Below are 20,188 nucleotides of genomic sequence, written 5' to 3'. Positions count from 1 at the left end.
TGGTGAATTTATCCCGCAATAAAAGACCCTTATATTTACAAATCATGAATATCTTGAAGGATCGCATCTTACACGGTGTGTATCCTTTAGGAACGAATATACCGTCAGAGCCACAGCTAGAGCAGGAATTCGATGTCAGTAAGATCACTATTCGAAATGCCATCAAGGAGCTTGCACAAGAAGGATATTTGGAAAAGAGCAGCGGTAAAGGGACCAAGGTTATTCGAAATGCTTCTACATCCAAGCTTTCCAAATGGAAGCGTTTCACAGAAGTTCTAGTTGAAGAAGGCCATCAAATTCACAAGCAGTTGTTGCGAGCCGAAGTTGTAACGAATGAAGTTGGCACAGAACCTTATCAATTATTTGGGGAGCGCTGCTTATTCATCGAGCGTCTTTATCACTTGAATGACACACCCTATATTCACTACTCCCACTATCTATCCATGCAAATGTCAGATATCGAATTATCCGATTTGACTGATCAATCCTTGTATGAATTGCTTGAGGAGCACGGAATTGCCTTAGAAAAATATCGAGATGAGTTTGCTGCTGCCACTGCTCCTTCTTATGTGGAAGAAATCTTGCATGTCAAAGAAGGAACCCCTCTATTGAAAAGATTGCGTTATTCGTATGATGAACGAGGCGATCTGATCGAATACAGTAAAGGTTATTACAGCACGGTCATGCACAACTATGTAGTCAATTACGACAGTTAAGAAATATGGAGAAAACGCAGTTCCTTTTCTCGTCTACAGATTGATAACGCTTACTACACCATGGAGAAGAGGGATTATAGATGAATTTGTATCTATTAATGGTTACATTGTTAGCGATTGTGATTGTTATTTTAGGAGTAGCTTGGTGGAAATGGCATGCGTTTATTAGCTTAACCGTTGCCAGTTTATTCTTAGCGATTATGGCCGGGTTATCCATGGATAAAATCGTGGGTGCTTATGAAACAGGAGTTGGAAACGTTTTAGGCCATTTAGTTGGCATATTGGCGCTAGGTACGATTTTAGGAAAAATGATGTCAGATTCAGGCGCTGGCACACAAGTAGCCAATTTTTTCATTCGGGTTTTTGGTGAAAAAAGATTGCCTTGGGCCATGCTGCTCTCCGGTTTTATTATTGGAATCCCTGTATTTTTTGACGTCGGAATTGTCATGCTGCTGCCTTTGGTCATTTCCATTCACAAATCAACGAAACAAAATATTTTGTTAATCGGCCTCCCTGTCATTGCCGGATTATCCATTGTCCATGGTCTTGTGCCGCCGCATCCTGGTGCTATGACGGCCATCGGCATCTACAAAGCTGATATCGGAAAAGTTCTTATCTACTCTCTAATCATTGCGATCCCAGCAGCGATTATTGCAGGTCCTTTGTTTGCTAAATGGGTGCATAAACGTGTGGTTCCCGAGAATGAGCCAGAGCTGCTAAGCGCAAGCACAGAGCCTGAAAAATTGCCTGGAGCCAGTATCTCATTTTTCATTATCTTATTGCCTGTTTTACTGATGGTTTTGTCGGTTGTTGCACCCTATTTATCACTGCCAGTCGGGGTTATGAAATTCCTAGTCTTTATTGGGAATTCGGTGATTGCGCTTCTAATCTCTTGTTTTGCAGCCTTCTACTTCTTAGGCATCCGCCAAGGAATGAACAAAAATTATATCAGCAAGCTATCCCATGAATGCCTATTGCCTGTAGGTTCGATTATCTTGATTATCGGTGCTGGCGGCGGGTTTAAACAGATCCTTATCGCGAGCGGCGTCGGTACATCCATTGCTCAGATGGCCGAGAATATCTCCCTTTCTCCTATTGTTCTAGCTTTCATGGTTGCTGGATTAATCCGCGTCGCGACAGGTTCGGCAACAGTCGCATTGACGACAGCGGCTGGTATTGTTTCGCCGATTGTCGAGCATATGTCCGGCGTGAATCTGGAGCTTCTCGTTATCGCGACAGGCGCAGGATCGCTCATGCTCTCCCACGTCAATGACGCCGGCTTCTGGATGGTCAAAGAATATCTAGGGTTAACGGTCAAAGAAACGTTTAAAACGTGGACGGTACTCGAGACACTGCTTTCGTTTATTGCCTTTGGAACCGTGCTAATCGTCGATATGTTCGTATAACATTGAGCTGTTCGTTAAAAATAAATAAACCTGTACATCTTCTCTTGGGAAGTGTACAGGTTATTTTCAATCGTAAAGTGGTCAAAATGCAAAAAAGACAGTGCCGAGTGGATACGGGCACTGCCTTTTGTTGTTTGTGCTATGACACTCTATTTATAAGTGGGAACTCCCAGTTTCTTATAATTTGGTGACGTTAGCTGCTTGAGGACCACGGTTGCCTTGAGTAATATCAAAATCAACGGATTGGCCTTCTTCTAATGTTTTGAATCCTTCGCCCTGAATTGCGGAGAAGTGAACGAATACATCGTCGCCTCCATCAACAGAAATGAAACCGTAGCCTTTTTCTGCATTAAACCATTTAACTGTACCCTTCAAATGAACAACCTCCTAAAAATATCGCCATCTATGACGAATAAGGAAATTATACCATTATCAAGGGGATAAATCAACGAAAAAAACACGGTGGATAAGCTAATATTTGTTGATGTACCAACGTTTTCCACTATGCAGAGGGCTGTTTAATTATGCATAAATATTGATGAGAATTTGGTAAAAAAGGCAGTTCTGCTTCCCTTTTATGGACCAAATATCCTTCATTTGTGAGCTCATCTATTAATTCTGGCAGCTTGCTGTATTCGGCTTGCTGAAAGTTCAATAGGGGATAAATGCGCACTCCGCCACCTGGCTTACAGACACGAAGCAGTTCTCGAACAGCCGCTTGATGAAAAGCATAGTCGAATTGTTCTTCATATAGAAAGAGAAAATGACTGCATAAAACAAGGTCAAAGCTCGCTTCTTCAAAAGGAAGTGATGGAAGACAAGCAGCGTGATACCTGGAAGCAGCATCTTTACTAGAGAAATCATTTACAAACTGCTTGAGGCCTTTGACGCGACCAGCTTTATGTTTGGCAACTGAACCATAATACGTCCAATCATACACATCTACTAACTTTTCCATCTTGGCTGCAACTAGCTCGATCTCTTGCAATCCATGCTTAGCAATCGCCTCGACTGATTTCTCATACAAAGGATCAGCCGCTTCTGAGAATACACCTAGCTGGCGCGTTTCTGCCGTAAACGAAGAGGCACCGCCGGCAACGTCTAAGACTCGTTTACCTATTAAATTTTCTGTCTGCAACATAAACATTTTCTCATATTCGGCGTACGATCTTGAGGTCATCGCAACCCCAACCTGTTCATAAACACGCTTTTGTTCCATGCTCATCTCTCCTCTGCTCGACTCATTGGTCTTGCCTAACTGCCTAATAGCCCATTCCCTATGGAAAGGATTAGGAGGATTTTATCATGGGACCCTGATGGGAGGCAACAAGAAATTGACCGCTGCCTGTTTGGAAATCACCACTTTTTGTGGTACGATTGCATATATCTTTGAGCTCAATGCAGAAACGAGGAAAACAAGTGTCAAATCACCCTTTTAAGAAACACGTTATTTACAAAAAAGATAAATGGAACATGCTGAATGTCGAGGTACAAGGCAGTAAAATCGTGTTAACCGAAATCACCGATCAATGGGGCGAAGAGTGCCACACATTCATCGGACGACCTGCTATGTTACACTGGGCTAATGAGCGGTTTGCCAAAGACAAATTCGAAGGCACAGAGGAAGAATGGCAAGCCATCATGGATGCTTTCAAAGAAGTTTAATTCTTTGGTCCAAATGCCTTGACTTTCACATCCCCCCTTCTTATAATTAATTTATAAGTTCATACGTATTACTCCAAAGGGGAGTAGCTGATACAGTAAAGTCGTCAATTCGGATCCTCATCAGATCCCGGCTTTATTGGCAACGACAACGTTGTTAGCAAGACCTTTGCCATGTTTATTGGTGAAGGTCTTTTTTGATGAATTAGAGCCTTCACCGGTCATCGGTGCTAGGCTCTATTTTTTTCAAAAATCAGCTAAAGGGAGTGTTCGCTCATGGATTGGTTATCAACAGGTTTCTTCGTCTCACTGCTCAGCATTATTCTCATTGATTTGGTACTTGCGGGAGATAACGCAATCGTTATCGGTATGGCTGCTCGTAATTTGAAAAAAGAAACACAAAAACAAGTCATCCTCTTGGGTACAATAGGCGCCATCGTCATTCGTGCTCTAGCAACAGTAGCCGTAGTTACCCTTCTGAAAATTCCTGGTCTTCTACTGGCAGGCGGTATCCTTCTCCTCTGGATTTCGTACAAACTGCTTAGTGAAAAGAAGAATCACGGAGACATTAAGGCCAAAGACGGCATCTGGGCTGCCATTCGTACGATTATAGTGGCAGATGCTGTGATGGGTCTCGACAATGTCATCGCTGTAGCGGGCGCTGCTCACGGCAACTTCATACTTGTCATTATCGGGCTTCTGGTTAGTGTGCCTATCGTTGTTTGGGGCAGTACGCTATTCATCAAATGGATTGAGAAGCATCCGTCGATCCTTTATATCGGTGCAGGTGTGCTCGTATTAACAGCAGGAAAAATGATTACTGGCGAGAATTTCCTTGCCCCTTACTTCAACTCAAATCCGCTTGGCAAATGGTTGTTCATTGGTTTACTCATCGTTCTTGTCCTTGCAGCAGGCAAGTGGTCGAAAATGATTGGCTACCAGGTCGAAGTTGGGGACAGCGGTCAGCTGACACTTCCTAAGGAATTAAGTGAAGAAGCACAGATTGCTGCCGAAGATCGGTTTACTGTCAAAATGGATTCTCGCGGCAAATTCATACTCGTCAAGACTGATGACGATGATGAAAATCCGGATGAAACGATGCCGCATGCCGGCTGAAAAAGGAGTTTTCATTTGAACAGCGAAAGATACTAACATGCGATAGTTAGCAAGTGTCATACTCTATAGGGATAAGGATGATTTAACAATGACCGATTCCGGATCTATCATCACATTTGTACTCGTATCCTTCTGCCTAGCCATCATTTTGATTATGAAAAAAGACAGCCTTCCGGCACAAATGAAACGATACCTAGCCTTACTGGCGATTGTTATGGTCTCGTTATCGTTTGTACTCATCTTAATTAGCTTCTTTGGAGCCGGAAAGTAAATTTACTTCCTTCCAGCTTTTTCATATAATCATAAATGAATGGGTTAACGGTCATACTAGGTGAAAACCATGTTATGGGATTTTAGCAAGCACGTCCCATGTGGGAATATGCCGGGAGCGTGACCGTAATGCGCTGGATTTATGTGACTGCGGCTATGGGACTTCTTCTAAGCTCGATCCCAGCAGCCGAATTACATGCAAAGGATAACAGACCCCAATCTCAAAACAAGGACAGGAGGGCTCCGATGACTCAAATATTGGAACGCAAGCAAGTACCGGCCGAGCACCGATGGAATCTGGAGGATTTATTTCCCGATCAGAAAGCTTGGGAACAGGAATTTCAGAATGTGAAAACCTCGCTTGGCAAAATCAGTGCCTTCCAAGGAAAACTCAGCGATTCCGCTACGGTAAAGCAGTGTTTCCAGTTGGAAGATGAAGTCTCTGTGAAAACAGAAAGACTGTATGTGTATGCCAACATGAAACACCATGAAGATACAGCAGAACCAACCTACCAGGCCTTATCTGATAAAGCAAAAAAAATTAGTGTCGAAGTAGGCGAAGCACTCTCCTTTATTTCACCCGAAATTCTCAGTTTATCGGATGAAAAGCTTCAGCAGCTGGTGAACGATCCTTCTTTATCTTTCTATAAGGACACACTCGAGGAAATGATTCGCCAGAAGCCGCATACGCTATCCAAGGATCAGGAAGCCCTGCTTGCTCAAGCGGGCAACATGGCCGGAGCGCCTAGCACCATCTTCGGTATGCTGAACAATGCCGATTTGAAATTCCCAAAAATTAAGAACGAAAAAGGCGAGGAAGTCGAACTGACTCATGGAAGTTACATTCAATTCCTAGAGAGCCGCGACGCCGAAGTTCGAAAAAACGCCTTCCATGCTGTCTACGAAACTTATCGCAACAATAAGAATACAATTGGCGCAACGCTTAGCGCGAATATTAATAAAAATATCTTCTATGCCAAGGCACGTAAATACCCTTCCGTTCTTGAATCCACCCTGTTTGGGGACAATATTAAGAAAGAAGTGTATACGAACTTAATCTCCACGATTCACGATTCTTTGCCGCAGCTGCAGCGTTATCTAAAGCTCCGCAAGAAGCTGCTTAAAGTCGATGAACTACATATGTATGACCTTTTTGCTCCGCTTGTTGAAGAGTTTAAAATGGACATCACCTACCAGCAAGCCAAAGAAGAAATTAAGAAAAGCTTAGCCCCATTAGGCGAAAATTACTTGAAAATACTTCAAGACGGCTTCGATAACCACTGGATCGATGTGTATGAGAACAAAAATAAGCGCAACGGCGCTTATAGCTGGGGTGCCTATGGCACACATCCTTACGTGCTTCTGAATCATAAGGACAACTTAAACAGCATGTTCACATTGACACACGAAATGGGTCACGCCATTCATTCGTATTTGTCTGATGAGAACCAAGAGTACCGTTATGCGCAGTATACGATTTTCCTTGCGGAAGTCGCTTCAACGCTTAATGAGGCACTGCTCATGGATTACTTATTGAAACGTGTAACTGATCCGAAAGAAAAGCTTTACTTGCTTACTTACTACGCGGATCAGTTCAGAACAACGGTATTCCGTCAAACGATGTTTGCTGAGTTCGAAATGATTACACATGAGAGATCAGAAAATGGAGATTCTCTGACACCACAGGAATTCAGTGAAATCTACTATGGCTTGAATAAGCTTTATCATGGAAATTCCATGGTCGTGGATCAGGATATCGAGATGGAATGGGCTCGAATTCCTCACTTCTATAACAGCTTCTATGTGTACAAATATGCAACAGGCTTCTCGGCAGCTACCAGCTTCGCGAAACAAATTCTAGATGAAGGCCAGCCTGCTGTAGACCGTTACTTAGGCTTCTTAAAAAGCGGCGGCAGCGACTACTCGCTGAACATCTTGAAAAAAGCCGGTGTCGACATGTCCACACCGGAACCAATCAAGCAAGCGATGAGTGTCTTCAGCTCCCTGCTTGATCAAATGGAAGAGTTAACGAAGTAATTGTTCTGATAAAGGTTGAGGGCGTGCGCCTTCAACCTTTTCTCAAAATATAAGAATTTATAAGTTTCACATGATAAAGTCGGCTATATTTCTAGATAAACGCATCCGTCCATGAAGGACGGCGTTGCCGTTTATTTTGGGTGAAAGGATGATTGATGGATGAAGATGCAATGGATTCTCATATCTGCTTTAGTATTCGCCCTCATAACGGCTGTTTTTGCCGTCATTAATGTCGAACCGGTTCAAGTCAATTTCATGTTTGCTCAAACATCTACACCCTTGATCCTTGTCATTTTAACCTCAACCTTGTTAGGCGGTCTGATTGTTGGCCTCTTCGGGATCGTACGTCAGTACAAGCTGCAGCGCAAAGTGCGTCAGTTGGAAAAACAACTGCAGGACGCCTTGTTCCCCCCAGCTCCCCCGCAACCAGCGAATGATAAAGACCAAACCGAACCAAGTGGTTCGACGATTCATTAAACAAACAACAAGGGGATGTCTCAAAAGGGTTATAGACCTTGAGAGGTATCTACCTTGAAATGCTTGTATCCATGAAAAAGCTGCCCCTCTAATGTATTTACCATTATTGGGACAGCCCATTGTTTCGTAGTATTTTAAAATAGCCAACTAATTAATGCTAAGCACATCATGCCTCCGACTAGCGAGGATACGGCATTGACGATATCATTGGTCATCCAACTCATACCGCGAATCTGCGCGGCTTTCTGATCACAATGAAATGGTTTCTCGATGGTTTTCCCGCAAACATGACACCGATACATCACTTGAAACGTTGCCCCGAGCCAAGAGTCAGCCAAAGAACCAATCAAGCCTGATAATGCCCCCAGTATGATTAGTGCTGCAAGTGTCCCTACCTCATGTCCGAACTCGCCTATTTGACCGAACCATCCACTAACCAAACCAATGAATGCTCCTCCCAGCAATGAAGCCAGCAGTCCTAATCCAGTTACACCACCCGATGTGCCAGCCGGAACACGCTTGCCGTTAATGATTGAACGCGGTGTTGATTTACTCATTCCGCCTATTTCCGTAGCCCACGTGTCCGCATTGACAGTTGCCATAACCCCAACAAATACAATCCACCAAGCTGGATTGGGCCATACCACATTCCCTATACATAGCAATAAACCGAGACCGCCATTTGCAGCAACTTGTCCGGCATCGCGTCTTCCACCTTTGGCATAACCGCTTTCTGCTGCGGATTTTCGTTGATGCTTGAGTTTAGACAATAAGGTAGAGGATACGAAGAAGGCGATAAGTGTCCCAAACCAAGCTAAGCTTCCCAATGCAAACATCGACGTACCGAGCAGTACAGCAGCAGCAAGGCCGGATAAGGATAAGGATCGCTTCCAATAGGCCGCTCCTGCGATTATCAAGCTTCCAGCTAAACCCCAAATCCACACCACATGCAGCACTCCTATTCTTCCGTCCCCTTTATTAACCGTTCAAAAATCTCTTTTATTGTAACACAGTCGTATTCGTGGCCATACATTTACATTCCTTTCGTTAAGAACGACAAAGTCATCTAAAATTTTGGTTAACTCGACAGGATGTAGCCAATTTTTATGAAATTTATGATAAACTAAGTTCGGTGAATGTTAGGAGGCTGACATGGAGAACGATCAATTCAATACAACGTCCCAGTTAAAAAGTGACCTAGATCCTCAAGAGATGCTGCGTGTCATCTTTGACTATGCAGCCAAAATTGCGAACGAAAGAATCCTCGACAATGTACTTATGCTGATGGCCGATATGGGACGAGAAATGATTGTCTCTGATCGATGTACGGTCTGGTTGCTTGATACGAACAAAAATGAGTTATGGTCCAAAGTGGCTCACGGTCTCGACGAAATTCGCATTCCTAGTACGGCTGGACTTGTCGGCTATGCTGTAACGAATGATAAAGCTGTATTTATACATGACGCATATTCAAATGAAGAGTATAAGTCCTATCTTCTGAATGGAGCTCTCCGAACGGACCAACAAACGGGTTATCGCACGAAAGCGCTCATGGTTATTCCGTTCCGAAACAGCCAAGGTGAAATTATGGGTGCTTACCAAGCTATTAATAAGCTGACGGCAAGCGAACAATTTTCAGATAAAGACATGGAATATTTAACACTAGCTTCCTCCTACGCGGGTAAGTCATTAGAATCTGCTTTGCTTACGAATGAGATCGAGGAAACGCAAAAAGAAATTATTTTCCGAATGGGGGAAATTGGTGAGAGCAGGTCCAAGGAGACTGGAAATCATGTGAAACGTGTAGCAGAATATTCTTATCTGCTAGCTTTAGGATTAGGTATGAGCCAAGAAGAAGCTGAATTGTTGAAAATGGCTTCGCCCATGCATGATATCGGTAAGGTGGCAATCCCTGATAGTATCTTAACCAAACCCGGCAAATTAACGGATGAAGAATTCAAATTAATGCAGAATCATACACGTATTGGCTATAACTTGCTCAAAAACTCCAATCGCCATATTCTGAAGACGGCTGCTGTTGTCGCTTACGAGCATCATGAGAAATGGAACGGGCGCGGATACCCACGCGGAATCAAGGGCGAGGAGATCCACATCTATGGCCGAATTACAGCAATTGCAGACGTATTCGATGCACTAGGCAGTGAGCGTGTTTACAAAAAAGCTTGGGAGCTCGATCGGATCTTGCAATTGTTTAAAGAGGAGCAAGGCGAGCATTTTGACCCCAAAGTGGTTGATGCATTTTTCCAACAATTGCCTTCCATACTTCAAGTTCGTGATCAATATTCGGATGCTGCTTTAGAGGATCCAACTGAAGTTTGATCAAGGAATGAGAAAGGGCAGTTCTCTCAGGTCATTAATGACCTTAAGAGACTGCCCTTTGATTTGTTACATCTTAATCGTCACAGCTCCGAATACTTCTTCTCCCCACAACAGCTCCAAACGATCACCCTGATGCACAGGACCTACCCCTTCCGGAGTACCCGTAAAGATGATATCGCCAGCACCTAAACCATAATGCTTGGCAATGTAATCAATGATGGTTTGTAAATCGAAGATCATATTGCTGATGTTGCCGTTCTGAACAACCTGTCCATTCTGGCGAAGCTGGAAGTTCGATTCTGCCAGCTTTGAAGCTCCTGGGAATGGTCGGAATGTACTGATTGGCGCTGACTTCAGAAAGCCTTTGGCAGGCAGCCATGGTTGACCCTTCTTCTTAATGACGTTCTGAACATCTCGAAGCGTGAAGTCAATGCCGAGTGCATACTTGTCGACAATATCATCCACTTGGATGCCTTCTGTATAAGGTTTAGCGATATGTAAAACAAGCTCGGTTTCGTAGTGAATCTCACCTTGATTACCTGGAAGCGTCAACTCTTCCCCATTCATTGAGGCAAGTGCATGTGTCGGCTTGGTAAAAATCATCGGTTGATCCGGAACATCATTCCCCAATTCTGCGGCATGTGCCCGGTAGTTGCGACCTACGCAGTAGATATTGCGAACAGCTTCTGTCATGTTGATTGCTCCTCATCTTATTTCTTGCTAACATTTCCTTGCGCATCAACTTGAGCGCCTATCGAGATTTTACTCAAACGCTGAAAGAGCTTTGCACCATCTTCCGTACTCATCGGAGTCGGCAGTGCTGCTTTAGTCAAAATTGGCACAAGGTGGATATCGCATTGTTTATCTTTGGAACATGCAGCTTCTAAAATAACGGTCTCCCAAGTCTTCGGGGTATCATTGGTTGTAAAAATGAAATTGCCTAAACTATAAGCAATCCATTTGCCTTTGTATTGCTCAAAGCCTTGTAAGACATGCGGATGACCGCCTACGATTAGATCAGCGCCAGCATCGATGTAGCGATGAGCCAGGTCTTTCTGATTATTATCCGGATTATCGCTTCTTTCCACTCCCCAGTGAGTTACAACAACAACCAGGTCAGCGCTTTCTTTTGCTTTCTGAATGGCTTCCACTGGCAACTTGTAACTATAGGTTTCAGCTACGCCGGCATGGCCAGGACCTGCCTTCCATGAGGCTTCTGGAACGACTCGACTGAAGCCGAAGAAGGCAATTTTCACGCCATCTTTTTCCACGATGACCGGTCGATAGGCTTCTTCCAAATCCTTGCCCGCTCCAACTCGCTTAACTCCCTCTTGATCAAGGGCATCCATCGTGTCCAGCAAACCTTCCGTCCCATAATCCATCACATGGTTATTCGCTAGATTAACGATATCAATTCCGGAAGCTTTCAAAGCAGGCAACGCCATCGGTGAAGAACGATAGACATAATCCTTTTTTTGAACTGTACCTCTAGTCGTTATGGGTGTTTCCAAATTAGCAATCGTATAATCGGGCTTGCTCAGAAAGTCTTTTACATTCGTATAAGGATAATCATAGCCTTTTTGTTTTAAAATATCTTCCACTTTGGAGGCCATCAACACATCACCCACAAAAGTTAACTTCACTTGCCCGCCACTGCTCGTGGGCTCACTCGATGCGGTAGGTGCAGGAGTCGGGATAACCGCTTTTGCCGTAGACTCTGGGCTAGGCTTTGCGCTAGGCTGCGCACTAGCTGATCTAGCTGTATTCGTTGGTTTGGTTGGAACAGGCGAAACACTAGCCACTGGTGATGATGCTGAATCTTGCTCTTCTGCTGATTTACTGTTCGATGTCCAATAGGAAGCGCCTATGCCAATAGCAAAACAAGCTGCTGCGGCGAGTGTTAGTCCCCCAATTACTTTGAGCGGGGTCTTCTTGTTCGTAGAGCGTTCTTTTTTCGGTTTACGGTGACGATCTTGTCTGGATTCCAATCAAAACATTCCCCTTTCCCCCTACAAATTATAGCAGAAGAATCCCTGGTTGGGTAATAGTAAGAGACTCACATTTTCACATTCATATGCCTTGTGGTATAACTGAAGCATGGCTATGGTCATTCGAGTTCATCAGAGAAAGGGAACGAAAACGTTGGAGAAAATCGCAATCATTTCGGATATTCATGGAAATTTACCTGCACTGGAAGCTGTGCTTTTAGATATTAAACGCCGAAGAATAAAACGTATTATATGTTTGGGCGACCTTGTGGGTAAAGGGCCCGATTCCGTTGCTGTCGTTGATCGTGTTAAGGAGGTATGTGAATCCGTTGTTCAAGGAAACTGGGATTTAGGGATTACCCTCCCGCAAGAACAGCCTGCCGGATTGTGGCATCAGCAGCAGCTTGGTGAGGATAGGCTTGCTTACTTGAAACAGCTGCCTTTCTCTGTTGATTTGAATGTAAGCGGCAAATTGTTCCGATTGTTCCACGCTTCTGCGCAGAGTGTCTATCATAGAGTGAAACGCAAGGCCTCCAAGCAAGAACGCCTCGCCATGTTTCAAAATACGGAGATGACAGGTCAATCTGAAGATGGCAAGCAGCCTGATATTGTCGGCTATGGTGACATTCATATTCCCTATCTTATAACCATCAAAAATCCATCGGAGAAACGCTCTGTGAAGCAAGCCAGCAGCGGTTTGATGCTCTTTAATGTTGGAAGTGTAGGAACACCGTATGACGGCATTCCGCAAGCCTGCTACTGTGTTTTGGAGGGGGAAGCTGAAGTCCAAGTGGAAGCAGGGTTTGCGATTCAATTCGTACGTGTTCCTTATGATATTGAACGTGCTGTTCGCTTGGCTTACTCTGCACAAATGCCGGAAAGTCATAGGTATGAGCTAGAGATTACTACAGGTCTGGTTCATAAATGAGGATTAGGCAAAAGAACAGGCAAAATTAATCATGGGAATTTCTTCCACTATATGATAATATAGGCGTATCATTGAAAGTGAGGATGCCATCCATGAGCCTGAACTGGCGTAAAATTGTTTTGATCGTCGTGTGCGCAGAGTTATTATTTATTTATTGGAACGGCATCAGTGCTATTTCTTTCAAGAAGCAAGAAGTCTCTCACCCTAGTACCACATCCCAACCAGTGCCCCCGTTAACGCAAATAAAACCAATTACTCCTGGCAAATTAAGCGAGTCTGACTTCCATATATCCGACCAAAAAGCATCTTAAAGCAATGAAAAGTGGCTGTCATGAATTTTCCTATCAAAAACGCCTCCATCCCCACTTGAGTAGTGGTTTTGGAGGCGTTTTTGCATGTTATTTGGGACTCGTTCATTCACTTCGGCTACCTTATTGAGTAGAGACGAAGATGAGAAAAATCGTTTTGAGACAGCCCCTATTACTTATAAAGTGGAAGTTCTAGAAGCGATATGTCTTGCGTCCGCAATTGATGTTGTAAAAAGAGTACTACTTCACTCGTGCTAAAGCCAAGCCATCATAAGCTGGCAGGATGGTGCTTTCCAAACGCGGATCGGTGGCGACCAGCTGGTTGAAGGTACGCATCGCTTGGACCGCGGCTTTGGTTTGGTTCGCGTCAACGACTTTTCCTCGCATCAGCGTGTTATCTCCTGCAATAATAGCGCCAGGGTTCGCCAGTTTAATGGCGAGCTCCAAATAAATCGGATAATTCACCTTATCCGCATCGATAAAAAAGAAATCAAATCGTTCTCCCTGCTCAAGAAGCTCATTCAGGTGAATGAGGGCTTCGCCAATCCGGTACTCAACAAGCTCGCCAAGACCCGCTTCGGTCAGATTTTGCTTGGCTACATCCGCAAATTCTTGTTTTAACTCAAGCGAAATAAGTTTGCCGCCCTCTTTCAAGCCTCTCGCCAAACAAATACCGCTATAACCGCCTAAAGCACCAATTTCCAACACCTTCGTTGCGCCAATCATCGTGACCAGCATAGTAAGCAATCTGCCGTATCCAGGTGCAATCGATATTTCGGGCATATTCTGGGTGCGTATGACTTCCTTCACTCGCTCTAGAACTGTATCTTCTGCGTATAAACCCTCCATATAGCTCTCGGCTGTTATGGTTTCCATGTTTTTTCCTCCTTAGAAAAGCATCAAAGCATTCACTTTGCGTGTTTCGTTTGTAAGTGTAACCTATTTGTCCTATACTTGTTAATTGTATGAGTTTTATGAGCGATGCACAACCCGGATGGAAGGAATTAAAACATGCCACAACAAATTGAATTAATCGCAACTTGCCCAATGGGACTTGAGGCTATCGTTGCTCGCGAAATCCGTGATCTTGGCTACAACGAGGTCACCGTCGAGAACGGACGTGTCCGTTTTCTTGGCGACGAGCTGGCCATCTGCCGCGCCAATCTTTGGCTCAGAACCGCCGATCGCATCTTGGTACTCATGGGCCAATTTAAGGCTCTTACTTTCGATGAGCTTTTCGAAGGCACCAAGGCGCTTGCTTGGCCGGACTGGATTCCGAACGATGCCGAATTCCCTGTTGAAGGGCGTTCCCATAAGTCACAACTATCTAGCGTGCCCGCTTGCCAAGGAATCGTGAAGAAAGCCGTTGTCGAAAAGCTGAAGCTGCGTTACGGAACAGAGTGGTTCCCTGAGAACGGGGCACGCTACGTCATCGAAGTCGCACTCCTGAACGATATTGCAACGCTGACGATCGACACGACCGGCGCCAGCCTGCACAAGCGCGGCTACCGTAAGCTCGTGACCGAAGCGCCGCTGAAGGAAACCATGGCGGCTGCGATGATCCTCCTCAGCCGTTGGAAGGTTGACAGACCGCTCTACGACCCGTTCTGCGGGTCTGGGACGATCCCGATCGAGGCTGCTATGATCGGATGGAACATCGCGCCAGGACTGCGGCGCAGCTTCCCTAGCGAGGCGTGGGGCAATATCCCGCGCAAGCTGTGGGACAAGGCTCGCGACGAAGCCTTCGACGCTGTTAAAGATGATGTTCCGCTGAACATCATCGGCAGTGACATCGATCCCTCTGCCATCGAAGTGGCAGAGGCTGCAGCGAAGGCCGCCGGCTTGACGAAGCAGTTCAAGCTGCTCGTGGAACCAGTAGCCAAAGCCCGCCCGCGCGGCGACTACGGCTGCTTAATCACCAATCCACCCTATGGAGAGCGGCTTGGTGAAGCGCAAGATGTCGAGGTGGCGCTGCGCCAGCTCGGTGCTCTCACTGCTCCCATGCCTTCCTGGAGCATGTTCATCCTAAGCCCGAGCACACAGCTCGAGCACTATATGAACCGCCGCGCGGATAAGAAGCGCAAACTATTTAATGGACGGATCGAATGTAACCTGTTCCAGTATCTTGGACCATTGCCACCGCGCAGACACACAGACAAATAATAAATAAAAATCCCTCAACGGCTCATCCGACCGAACTGCATGCATGCAGCGGTCAGACCAAGCTAGTGAGGGATTTTATTTGATAAACAAAAACCAAATCAATAACGCCCATAAAGGAATGGACACAATAATGCTCCACAGGCAGCCTTTGGCAAACCTCAGCTTCGGCTCCTGTTCTGTTCTTTCTTGGTGATCATTTCGCATATTCCACCAACTCCAAGGGCAGCCCATCCGGATCTGCAAAAAAAGTATATTGGTCACCGGTAATGGGATCAATCCGCACCGGTTCTACCGCAATGCCCTTGCTTTCTAGTTCTTTAACGCTTTGGTCCATATTATGTACGACAAAAGCCAAATGCCTAAGGCCCCTTGCCTCAGGCTGGTTAATCCGCAGCGGAGGGTTCGGAAATGAAAACAACTCGATCTGCTGTTCGGTCTTCCCGATGCGCAAATCCAATTTATAGGAGTCACGTTCTACACGATACGTTTCGTGTATGACCGTTAATCCAAGTAAATCGACATAGAAGTGTTTCGATCGCTCATAATTTGAGCTAATGATTGCCACATGATGAATTTGTGCTAACTCCACTCCATTCCCCCCTGTCCCCGTTTAGTGAAAAACCGCATTCCGGGAACTCCCCATCCTGCGGTCCGTTTCATTCATTTTATCCGTCTGTTCTCATCGTTTCAACAATTTTCTTCAAAACTTCCTCAGCGTGCACATAGTCAACTTGGCAAGTACCAGCTGCATGATGACCGCCTCCGCCATTTTGGAGCATCAAGTTACCAATATTCGTTTTCGACGTACGATTCACAATGCTGTGACCACAAGCAAAGACGCAGTTTTGTTTATTTCGGCCATCTACGACCCAAATTGAGATATTTTGCTCCGGATACAGCGCATACACCATGAACCGGTTCCCTGGATAGATGGTTTCCACATCACGAAGGTCTGTAATAATAACATTGCCTTCCGTCCGTGTATAGGTTTGAAGCATATCACGATATAAGGCATCTAATTCAAAATAACGCGCCACACGCTCTTTCACATCCGGCAATTCCATGATCTCACGAACGGACATCGTTGCACAGTGCTCCACAAGCTCTTCCATCAATTGATAATTGCTGATCCGATAATCGCGATAGCGCCCTAAGCCCGTTCTAGCATCCATGATAAAAGATAATAGGTCCCATCCGCTCGGATTCAAAATATCTTCTTTACTAAATTGTGCCGAATCCGCTTTATCCACCCCGCACATAATATCATCGATATCGCCGAAGGTCTCCCTTCCTCCATAGTAATCATAAACAACACGTGCCGCACTTGGCGCGATTCGGGTCTCCCCTTTGAATTCAACCTTCTCACCCATCCGCTCAAGTTCACTGGAATGATGATCGAACCACAAGCCACAGCCCGCTACATAAGGGACATTGGCCAAAATATCGTTTTCCGAGACCTCAATCAAACCGTCCTGCATATCTTTGGGATGGACGAATTTCATTTCATCCACCATATTTAACTTTTTGAAAAGCATCGCGCATACTAAACCGTCAAAATCCGAACGTGTGATTAATCTCATGCTATGTATCCCCCTAATAACAGTTCCTAAGCACTACTTAAATCTATGAATTTCATTATATCAGCACTTGTCAATTTGTGACAATGATTTTGTCTTTACATTTTCCTTACAGCTAGAAACAAAAAAAACAGTACGCCTAGATAGGCTGTACTGTTCTTAATTTGGATGATAAACATTGATAAAGCCTTGTCAAAAATGCTTCAATTTGCGGCATCGGCGGCATTTTTACAGAAAGTTTAACTTCGCCCTTCCAGTAGAAAATCAAGATGCTATTGTTTCTCCCGTGAAACATTTCAACATCCCAACAAGCTTCATTTAACGCGTATTCTTCCCGATTAATCATGAGCTTTGGTCCATCCGAGGAAGGCACCAAACGGGCAACATGATTACCACACAGCGAAGTTACTTTTTGTTCATCTTGTAGTATTCCTTCAGTTTGCATGCTACTGGATCCTCCTTTTTATTTTTACATAAATTTGTTATGACAGAGAGAAAAACCCCACCATAGTGAACCGATCGGAGGGGTTCTGATGTTGATACCCAATCGTTCGGCGGCTGGCTGGCTGCGAGTCCGGTTTGCAGGACAAGGAAGCCCCTTTAGCTTTGCGTCACTGGCTTTCGCCAGCTTTGCCTTTGTCGAGATGTCTTACTACATGTCAGATGAGCTAAAGCAATAAATACGTACTCTCTCAAGGATACGGGAACTCGTTTTGAAATCGAATAGTTCCAAAGAACTAATTTTGCAATATTTTTCAAAAATTTTCTTTTTTCGACGTATTTTTCACCGATATTTGACGGATATTGCCTTTCCAGTAGAAAATGGATCCGGCAATCGTAAGAACGGCCATAAGAACATACAATGTATTTCCACCAAAAGAAACGAGCAAGAACCCACCTACCCAAGGTCCAATAAAGTGGCCTATGTTTGTTAATGTTTGAGCGCCAAAATACGTGCCCCGCATATGCTCGGGAGCTAATTTGTCAATCAACATATTAGCAGCGGGGTAATTGAGAATCTCGCCAAGGGTGAAAATACCCATCGAAATAATAAGCCATACCAACGAGTGGGAAAAGGCAAAGCCAACATCCCCTAACGCAAACATTAGGTTGCCAACAATAATGGCAGTAAGTGGCGTATACTTTTCGGCCCAACGAGTAAGTGGAATCTGCATGGCAATAACCACTATGGCATTCACACTCATTAAGATCGCAAACATTTTCACACCATCTACAAAGTTGCGCTCCAAATATTGCGAAAGTGTCACCATCACCTGTGAGTAACCGATAGCTCCAATAATACCGCCAAGGATATACAAGCGAAAAGTCATATCACTTCGAATCACTCGCAAAGCAGAACCAAAGGTAACCGAAGATTTCTTCTCACCCTCGATTTTCTTGATGCCAAAAGCGATGAGCAGTGCGTAAAGTGTGACCGCATAAATAAAATAAATGGTTCCAGTAATGAGAAAAGGCAGCGCACCATTCATCGTAGCGAAAAAAGCACCCAAAAGTGGTCCCACAGCAACACCAACATTGATAGCCATATACCGCATCGAAAATACTTTAAGTCTTTTCGCAGGTTCTGTAAGGTCTGCCATCAACGCCTGTGAAACCGGCTCATAAAAGGAGCGGCACAAGCCGTTCAGCATATTGAGCAGCATAAACAGGATGGGTAATTTAACCACGCCAAAGCCTAAGAACACGAACGCCCAGCCAAAAAGAGCAGCCAGCATGATAATGCGCCTTCCGAATCGGTCCGACAAGGTGCCCCCGATAAAACCGCCTACGGTCCCAGCCAAGGAACCCATACCGATGACAATTCCGATCATCACCGCACTCATCGACGTATGCCTAGATAAATAAATCGCGAGAAAAGGCAAGCTCATGGAGGATGCAGCCCTAGCCATTACGGTTCCAAGAATTAACGTATGTACAATGGGATGATAAGAACTTAGAAAACCACGTAACCGATTCATTTGAAAGGACTCCTATCGCAGCTTAATTTACCGTAGGTCAAAGAAATCGACACCGAATTCCAATTATACACGAAAAATGACGATATGTGTCTCCAATTTATTCTAATTTTCGAAACTGTGGAGATTGGGCGTTCGGGTTCGTGGCTGGATTGGTTGGGGGTGGGGGTGGGGGTGGGGGTGCTTCGCGACAAGCATTGATGCAAAAAGTACATCAAAATTTGTTAAAAGTGACACTTTGGACGAGTAATCATGCATTTTGTACATCAAATTCAGACTGAATCTGGCTTTTGAGCCTGAATCGGTCTGAATTTGATGTAGTTTTTGCAGCTTCTGCCTAGCGAAGGGGTAGTTTGAGCAGAAATTACCTGCACTTTTTGCATCAAGTTACAGACTGCGGGAGGCGAGAATGTCCTATTGGGTAAGATGGTGGGGTCCGGCGTAAGAGATATCACCATTTGTGGGAACAAGCTGGGATCAACTACTGAAAGGTGGCAAGCCTCGGCCTCCTTCTGCCGCCAAAAGAAGCAATATGATCCGCAAGGCGATCAGCTTGTTCTGAAGCTCGTGGGGAACGAGGAGCCTCTATTTCGGTTAATATATCGATATTGAGCCAATATGCGGAACGTGGGGACGCTATTTTGGTGTTTTTGAGGTTTTTATGCCTCTGTGAAGTGAATTAGCGGATCCTCGTTCCGCGTAACCATGAAATACGCGTTTTCGAGCAAAATAGTCGAGTAGGCGGGGCCTTTCCATCTCGGATTGTGCCCCTTACCCCTCACAGATCCGTACGTGCCCAATTAAGGCATACGGCTCTTCATGCTACCTTACAGAGTTGCTTTCTTTGCAAATAGATTCACGGTTATTTTGGGCTTCGGAAATGGGTTACGGTCGACGAACTTAGCGAATTTTTCCTCCGTGAAGCTTATCTTTTGGCTTCTTCGGTTTCTCCACTTTAACACCAGTCGTTTAATTGCGTCTAAGTAGGATCTTACACCGTCGAAGTTGTCCGACACTCCATAGTAATTGTAGTGTCCCACTAACTTGCTTCGTATGGTTTTCATCAGTTCAACTTCTGACGTATGTCGGTTACTCCGAATCCATGTCTTGAATTCCTTCACCTTCGCCCTAAATTTCTTTCCACTCGTTTTCCTCATGAGTCTTGAACGTCCACTCTTGCCTTTGCCCCAGTAATGAGTAAACCCTAGGAAGTCGAAAGGTTTC

At 44.8% G+C, this 20,188-nt stretch carries 21 protein-coding genes, 1 pseudogene and 1 riboswitch; of the genes and pseudogenes, 11 read left to right on the top strand and 11 right to left on the bottom strand.

Annotation, left to right across the window (positions count from 1 at the left end; all coding sequences use genetic code 11):
• Nucleotides 1-2 precede the first annotated feature (2 nt).
• Nucleotides 3-716 carry a GntR family transcriptional regulator gene (locus tag G519_RS0103010; protein WP_084160003.1) on the top strand — a complete coding sequence of 238 codons (714 nt, stop codon included), beginning with the start codon at nt 3-5 and terminating at the stop codon, nt 714-716.
• An 80-nt stretch (nt 717-796) separates the two neighbouring features.
• The gene (locus G519_RS0103005) at nt 797-2,122 is read left to right on the top strand and encodes a GntP family permease (RefSeq protein WP_029193415.1); all 1,326 of its coding nucleotides are present in this window, start codon (nt 797-799) and stop codon (nt 2,120-2,122) included.
• Between the two features lie 177 nt (nt 2,123-2,299).
• Here G519_RS0103005 and G519_RS0103000 read toward each other — a convergent pair whose 3' ends face one another.
• Nucleotides 2,300-2,497, bottom strand: a complete 198-nt coding sequence (locus tag G519_RS0103000; protein WP_029193414.1) for a cold shock domain-containing protein — start codon at nt 2,495-2,497, stop codon at nt 2,300-2,302.
• Between the two features lie 127 nt (nt 2,498-2,624).
• A complete protein-coding gene (locus G519_RS0102995; protein WP_036631942.1) occupies nt 2,625-3,341 on the bottom strand; it encodes a methyltransferase domain-containing protein in 717 nt (238 codons plus the stop codon).
• Nucleotides 3,342-3,595: 254 nt separating this feature from the next.
• Here G519_RS0102995 and G519_RS0102990 point away from each other — a divergent pair, with 254 nt between their 5' ends.
• The 5 genes from G519_RS0102990 (at nt 3,596) to G519_RS0102970 (ending at nt 7,684) form a co-directional block, all read left to right on the top strand.
• The gene (locus G519_RS0102990; protein WP_244279997.1) at nt 3,596-3,787 is read left to right on the top strand and encodes a hypothetical protein; all 192 of its coding nucleotides are present in this window, start codon (nt 3,596-3,598) and stop codon (nt 3,785-3,787) included.
• A 273-nt stretch (nt 3,788-4,060) separates the two neighbouring features.
• Nucleotides 4,061-4,900, top strand: a complete 840-nt coding sequence (locus G519_RS0102985; RefSeq protein ID WP_029193411.1) for a TerC family protein — start codon at nt 4,061-4,063, stop codon at nt 4,898-4,900.
• A gap of 88 nt (nt 4,901-4,988) precedes the next feature.
• Nucleotides 4,989-5,171 (top strand): hypothetical protein, encoded by a 183-nt coding sequence (locus G519_RS0102980; protein ID WP_029193410.1) that lies wholly within the window; start codon nt 4,989-4,991, stop codon nt 5,169-5,171.
• A 245-nt stretch (nt 5,172-5,416) separates the two neighbouring features.
• On the top strand, nt 5,417-7,207 hold the full coding sequence (gene pepF, locus G519_RS0102975) for an oligoendopeptidase F (RefSeq protein ID WP_029193409.1): 1,791 nt from the start codon (nt 5,417-5,419) through the stop codon (nt 7,205-7,207).
• 159 nt (nt 7,208-7,366) lie between these two features.
• Nucleotides 7,367-7,684, top strand: a complete 318-nt coding sequence (locus G519_RS0102970; protein WP_029193408.1) for a LapA family protein — start codon at nt 7,367-7,369, stop codon at nt 7,682-7,684.
• 134 nt (nt 7,685-7,818) lie between these two features.
• Here G519_RS0102970 and G519_RS0102965 read toward each other — a convergent pair whose 3' ends face one another.
• A complete protein-coding gene (locus G519_RS0102965; protein ID WP_029193407.1) occupies nt 7,819-8,631 on the bottom strand; it encodes a DUF92 domain-containing protein in 813 nt (270 codons plus the stop codon).
• A gap of 205 nt (nt 8,632-8,836) precedes the next feature.
• On the opposite strand from G519_RS0102965, the gene G519_RS0102960 reads away from it, so the two are divergent.
• Nucleotides 8,837-10,024 (top strand): HD domain-containing phosphohydrolase, encoded by a 1,188-nt coding sequence (locus G519_RS0102960; RefSeq protein ID WP_029193406.1) that lies wholly within the window; start codon nt 8,837-8,839, stop codon nt 10,022-10,024.
• A gap of 66 nt (nt 10,025-10,090) precedes the next feature.
• Here G519_RS0102960 and G519_RS0102955 read toward each other — a convergent pair whose 3' ends face one another.
• Nucleotides 10,091-10,717: a fumarylacetoacetate hydrolase family protein gene (locus G519_RS0102955; protein WP_029193405.1), complete on the bottom strand. Its 627-nt coding sequence runs from the start codon at nt 10,715-10,717 to the stop codon at nt 10,091-10,093.
• 17 nt (nt 10,718-10,734) lie between these two features.
• Nucleotides 10,735-12,012, bottom strand: a complete 1,278-nt coding sequence (locus G519_RS0102950) for a CapA family protein (protein WP_029193404.1) — start codon at nt 12,010-12,012, stop codon at nt 10,735-10,737.
• Between the two features lie 154 nt (nt 12,013-12,166).
• Between G519_RS0102950 and G519_RS0102945 the strand changes: the two genes are divergently transcribed.
• Entirely contained in the window at nt 12,167-12,940 is a 774-nt protein-coding gene (locus tag G519_RS0102945) for a metallophosphoesterase family protein (protein ID WP_029193403.1), read from the top strand.
• Between the two features lie 92 nt (nt 12,941-13,032).
• Complete coding sequence (locus tag G519_RS49875) at nt 13,033-13,251, top strand: hypothetical protein (protein WP_127527721.1); 219 nt, start codon at nt 13,033-13,035, stop codon at nt 13,249-13,251.
• A gap of 237 nt (nt 13,252-13,488) precedes the next feature.
• Here the strand turns inward: G519_RS49875 and G519_RS0102935 are convergent, their stop codons facing one another.
• Complete coding sequence (locus G519_RS0102935; RefSeq protein ID WP_029193402.1) at nt 13,489-14,124, bottom strand: O-methyltransferase; 636 nt, start codon at nt 14,122-14,124, stop codon at nt 13,489-13,491.
• Between the two features lie 135 nt (nt 14,125-14,259).
• On the opposite strand from G519_RS0102935, the gene G519_RS0102930 reads away from it, so the two are divergent.
• On the top strand, nt 14,260-15,411 hold the full coding sequence (locus tag G519_RS0102930; protein WP_029193401.1) for a THUMP domain-containing class I SAM-dependent RNA methyltransferase: 1,152 nt from the start codon (nt 14,260-14,262) through the stop codon (nt 15,409-15,411).
• Between the two features lie 193 nt (nt 15,412-15,604).
• On the opposite strand, the gene gloA2 is transcribed toward G519_RS0102930, so the two are convergent.
• The 5 genes and pseudogenes from gloA2 to G519_RS0102890 form a co-directional block, all read right to left on the bottom strand.
• Nucleotides 15,605-16,000, bottom strand: a complete 396-nt coding sequence (gloA2, locus tag G519_RS0102920; protein ID WP_029193400.1) for an SMU1112c/YaeR family gloxylase I-like metalloprotein — start codon at nt 15,998-16,000, stop codon at nt 15,605-15,607.
• Between the two features lie 76 nt (nt 16,001-16,076).
• The gene (locus G519_RS0102915) at nt 16,077-16,991 is read right to left on the bottom strand and encodes an exopolyphosphatase (RefSeq protein WP_029193399.1); all 915 of its coding nucleotides are present in this window, start codon (nt 16,989-16,991) and stop codon (nt 16,077-16,079) included.
• A 136-nt stretch (nt 16,992-17,127) separates the two neighbouring features.
• Nucleotides 17,128-17,433, bottom strand: coding sequence for a hypothetical protein (locus G519_RS41520; RefSeq protein ID WP_051253026.1), 306 nt, complete (start codon nt 17,431-17,433; stop codon nt 17,128-17,130).
• Between the two features lie 105 nt (nt 17,434-17,538).
• A riboswitch (cyclic di-GMP riboswitch) is annotated at nt 17,539-17,633 on the bottom strand.
• Between the two features lie 110 nt (nt 17,634-17,743).
• Nucleotides 17,744-18,967: an MDR family MFS transporter gene (locus tag G519_RS0102900; protein WP_029193398.1), complete on the bottom strand. Its 1,224-nt coding sequence runs from the start codon at nt 18,965-18,967 to the stop codon at nt 17,744-17,746.
• Between the two features lie 824 nt (nt 18,968-19,791).
• Nucleotides 19,792-20,188, bottom strand: a pseudogene (locus G519_RS0102890) (group II intron reverse transcriptase/maturase); the annotation flags it as partial.

The sequence above is a fragment of the Paenibacillus alginolyticus DSM 5050 = NBRC 15375 genome (assembly GCF_000422905.1).
Classification (GTDB): domain Bacteria; phylum Bacillota; class Bacilli; order Paenibacillales; family NBRC-103111; genus Paenibacillus_E; species Paenibacillus_E alginolyticus.
This window is presented reverse-complemented; position numbering and strand designations above follow the sequence as displayed.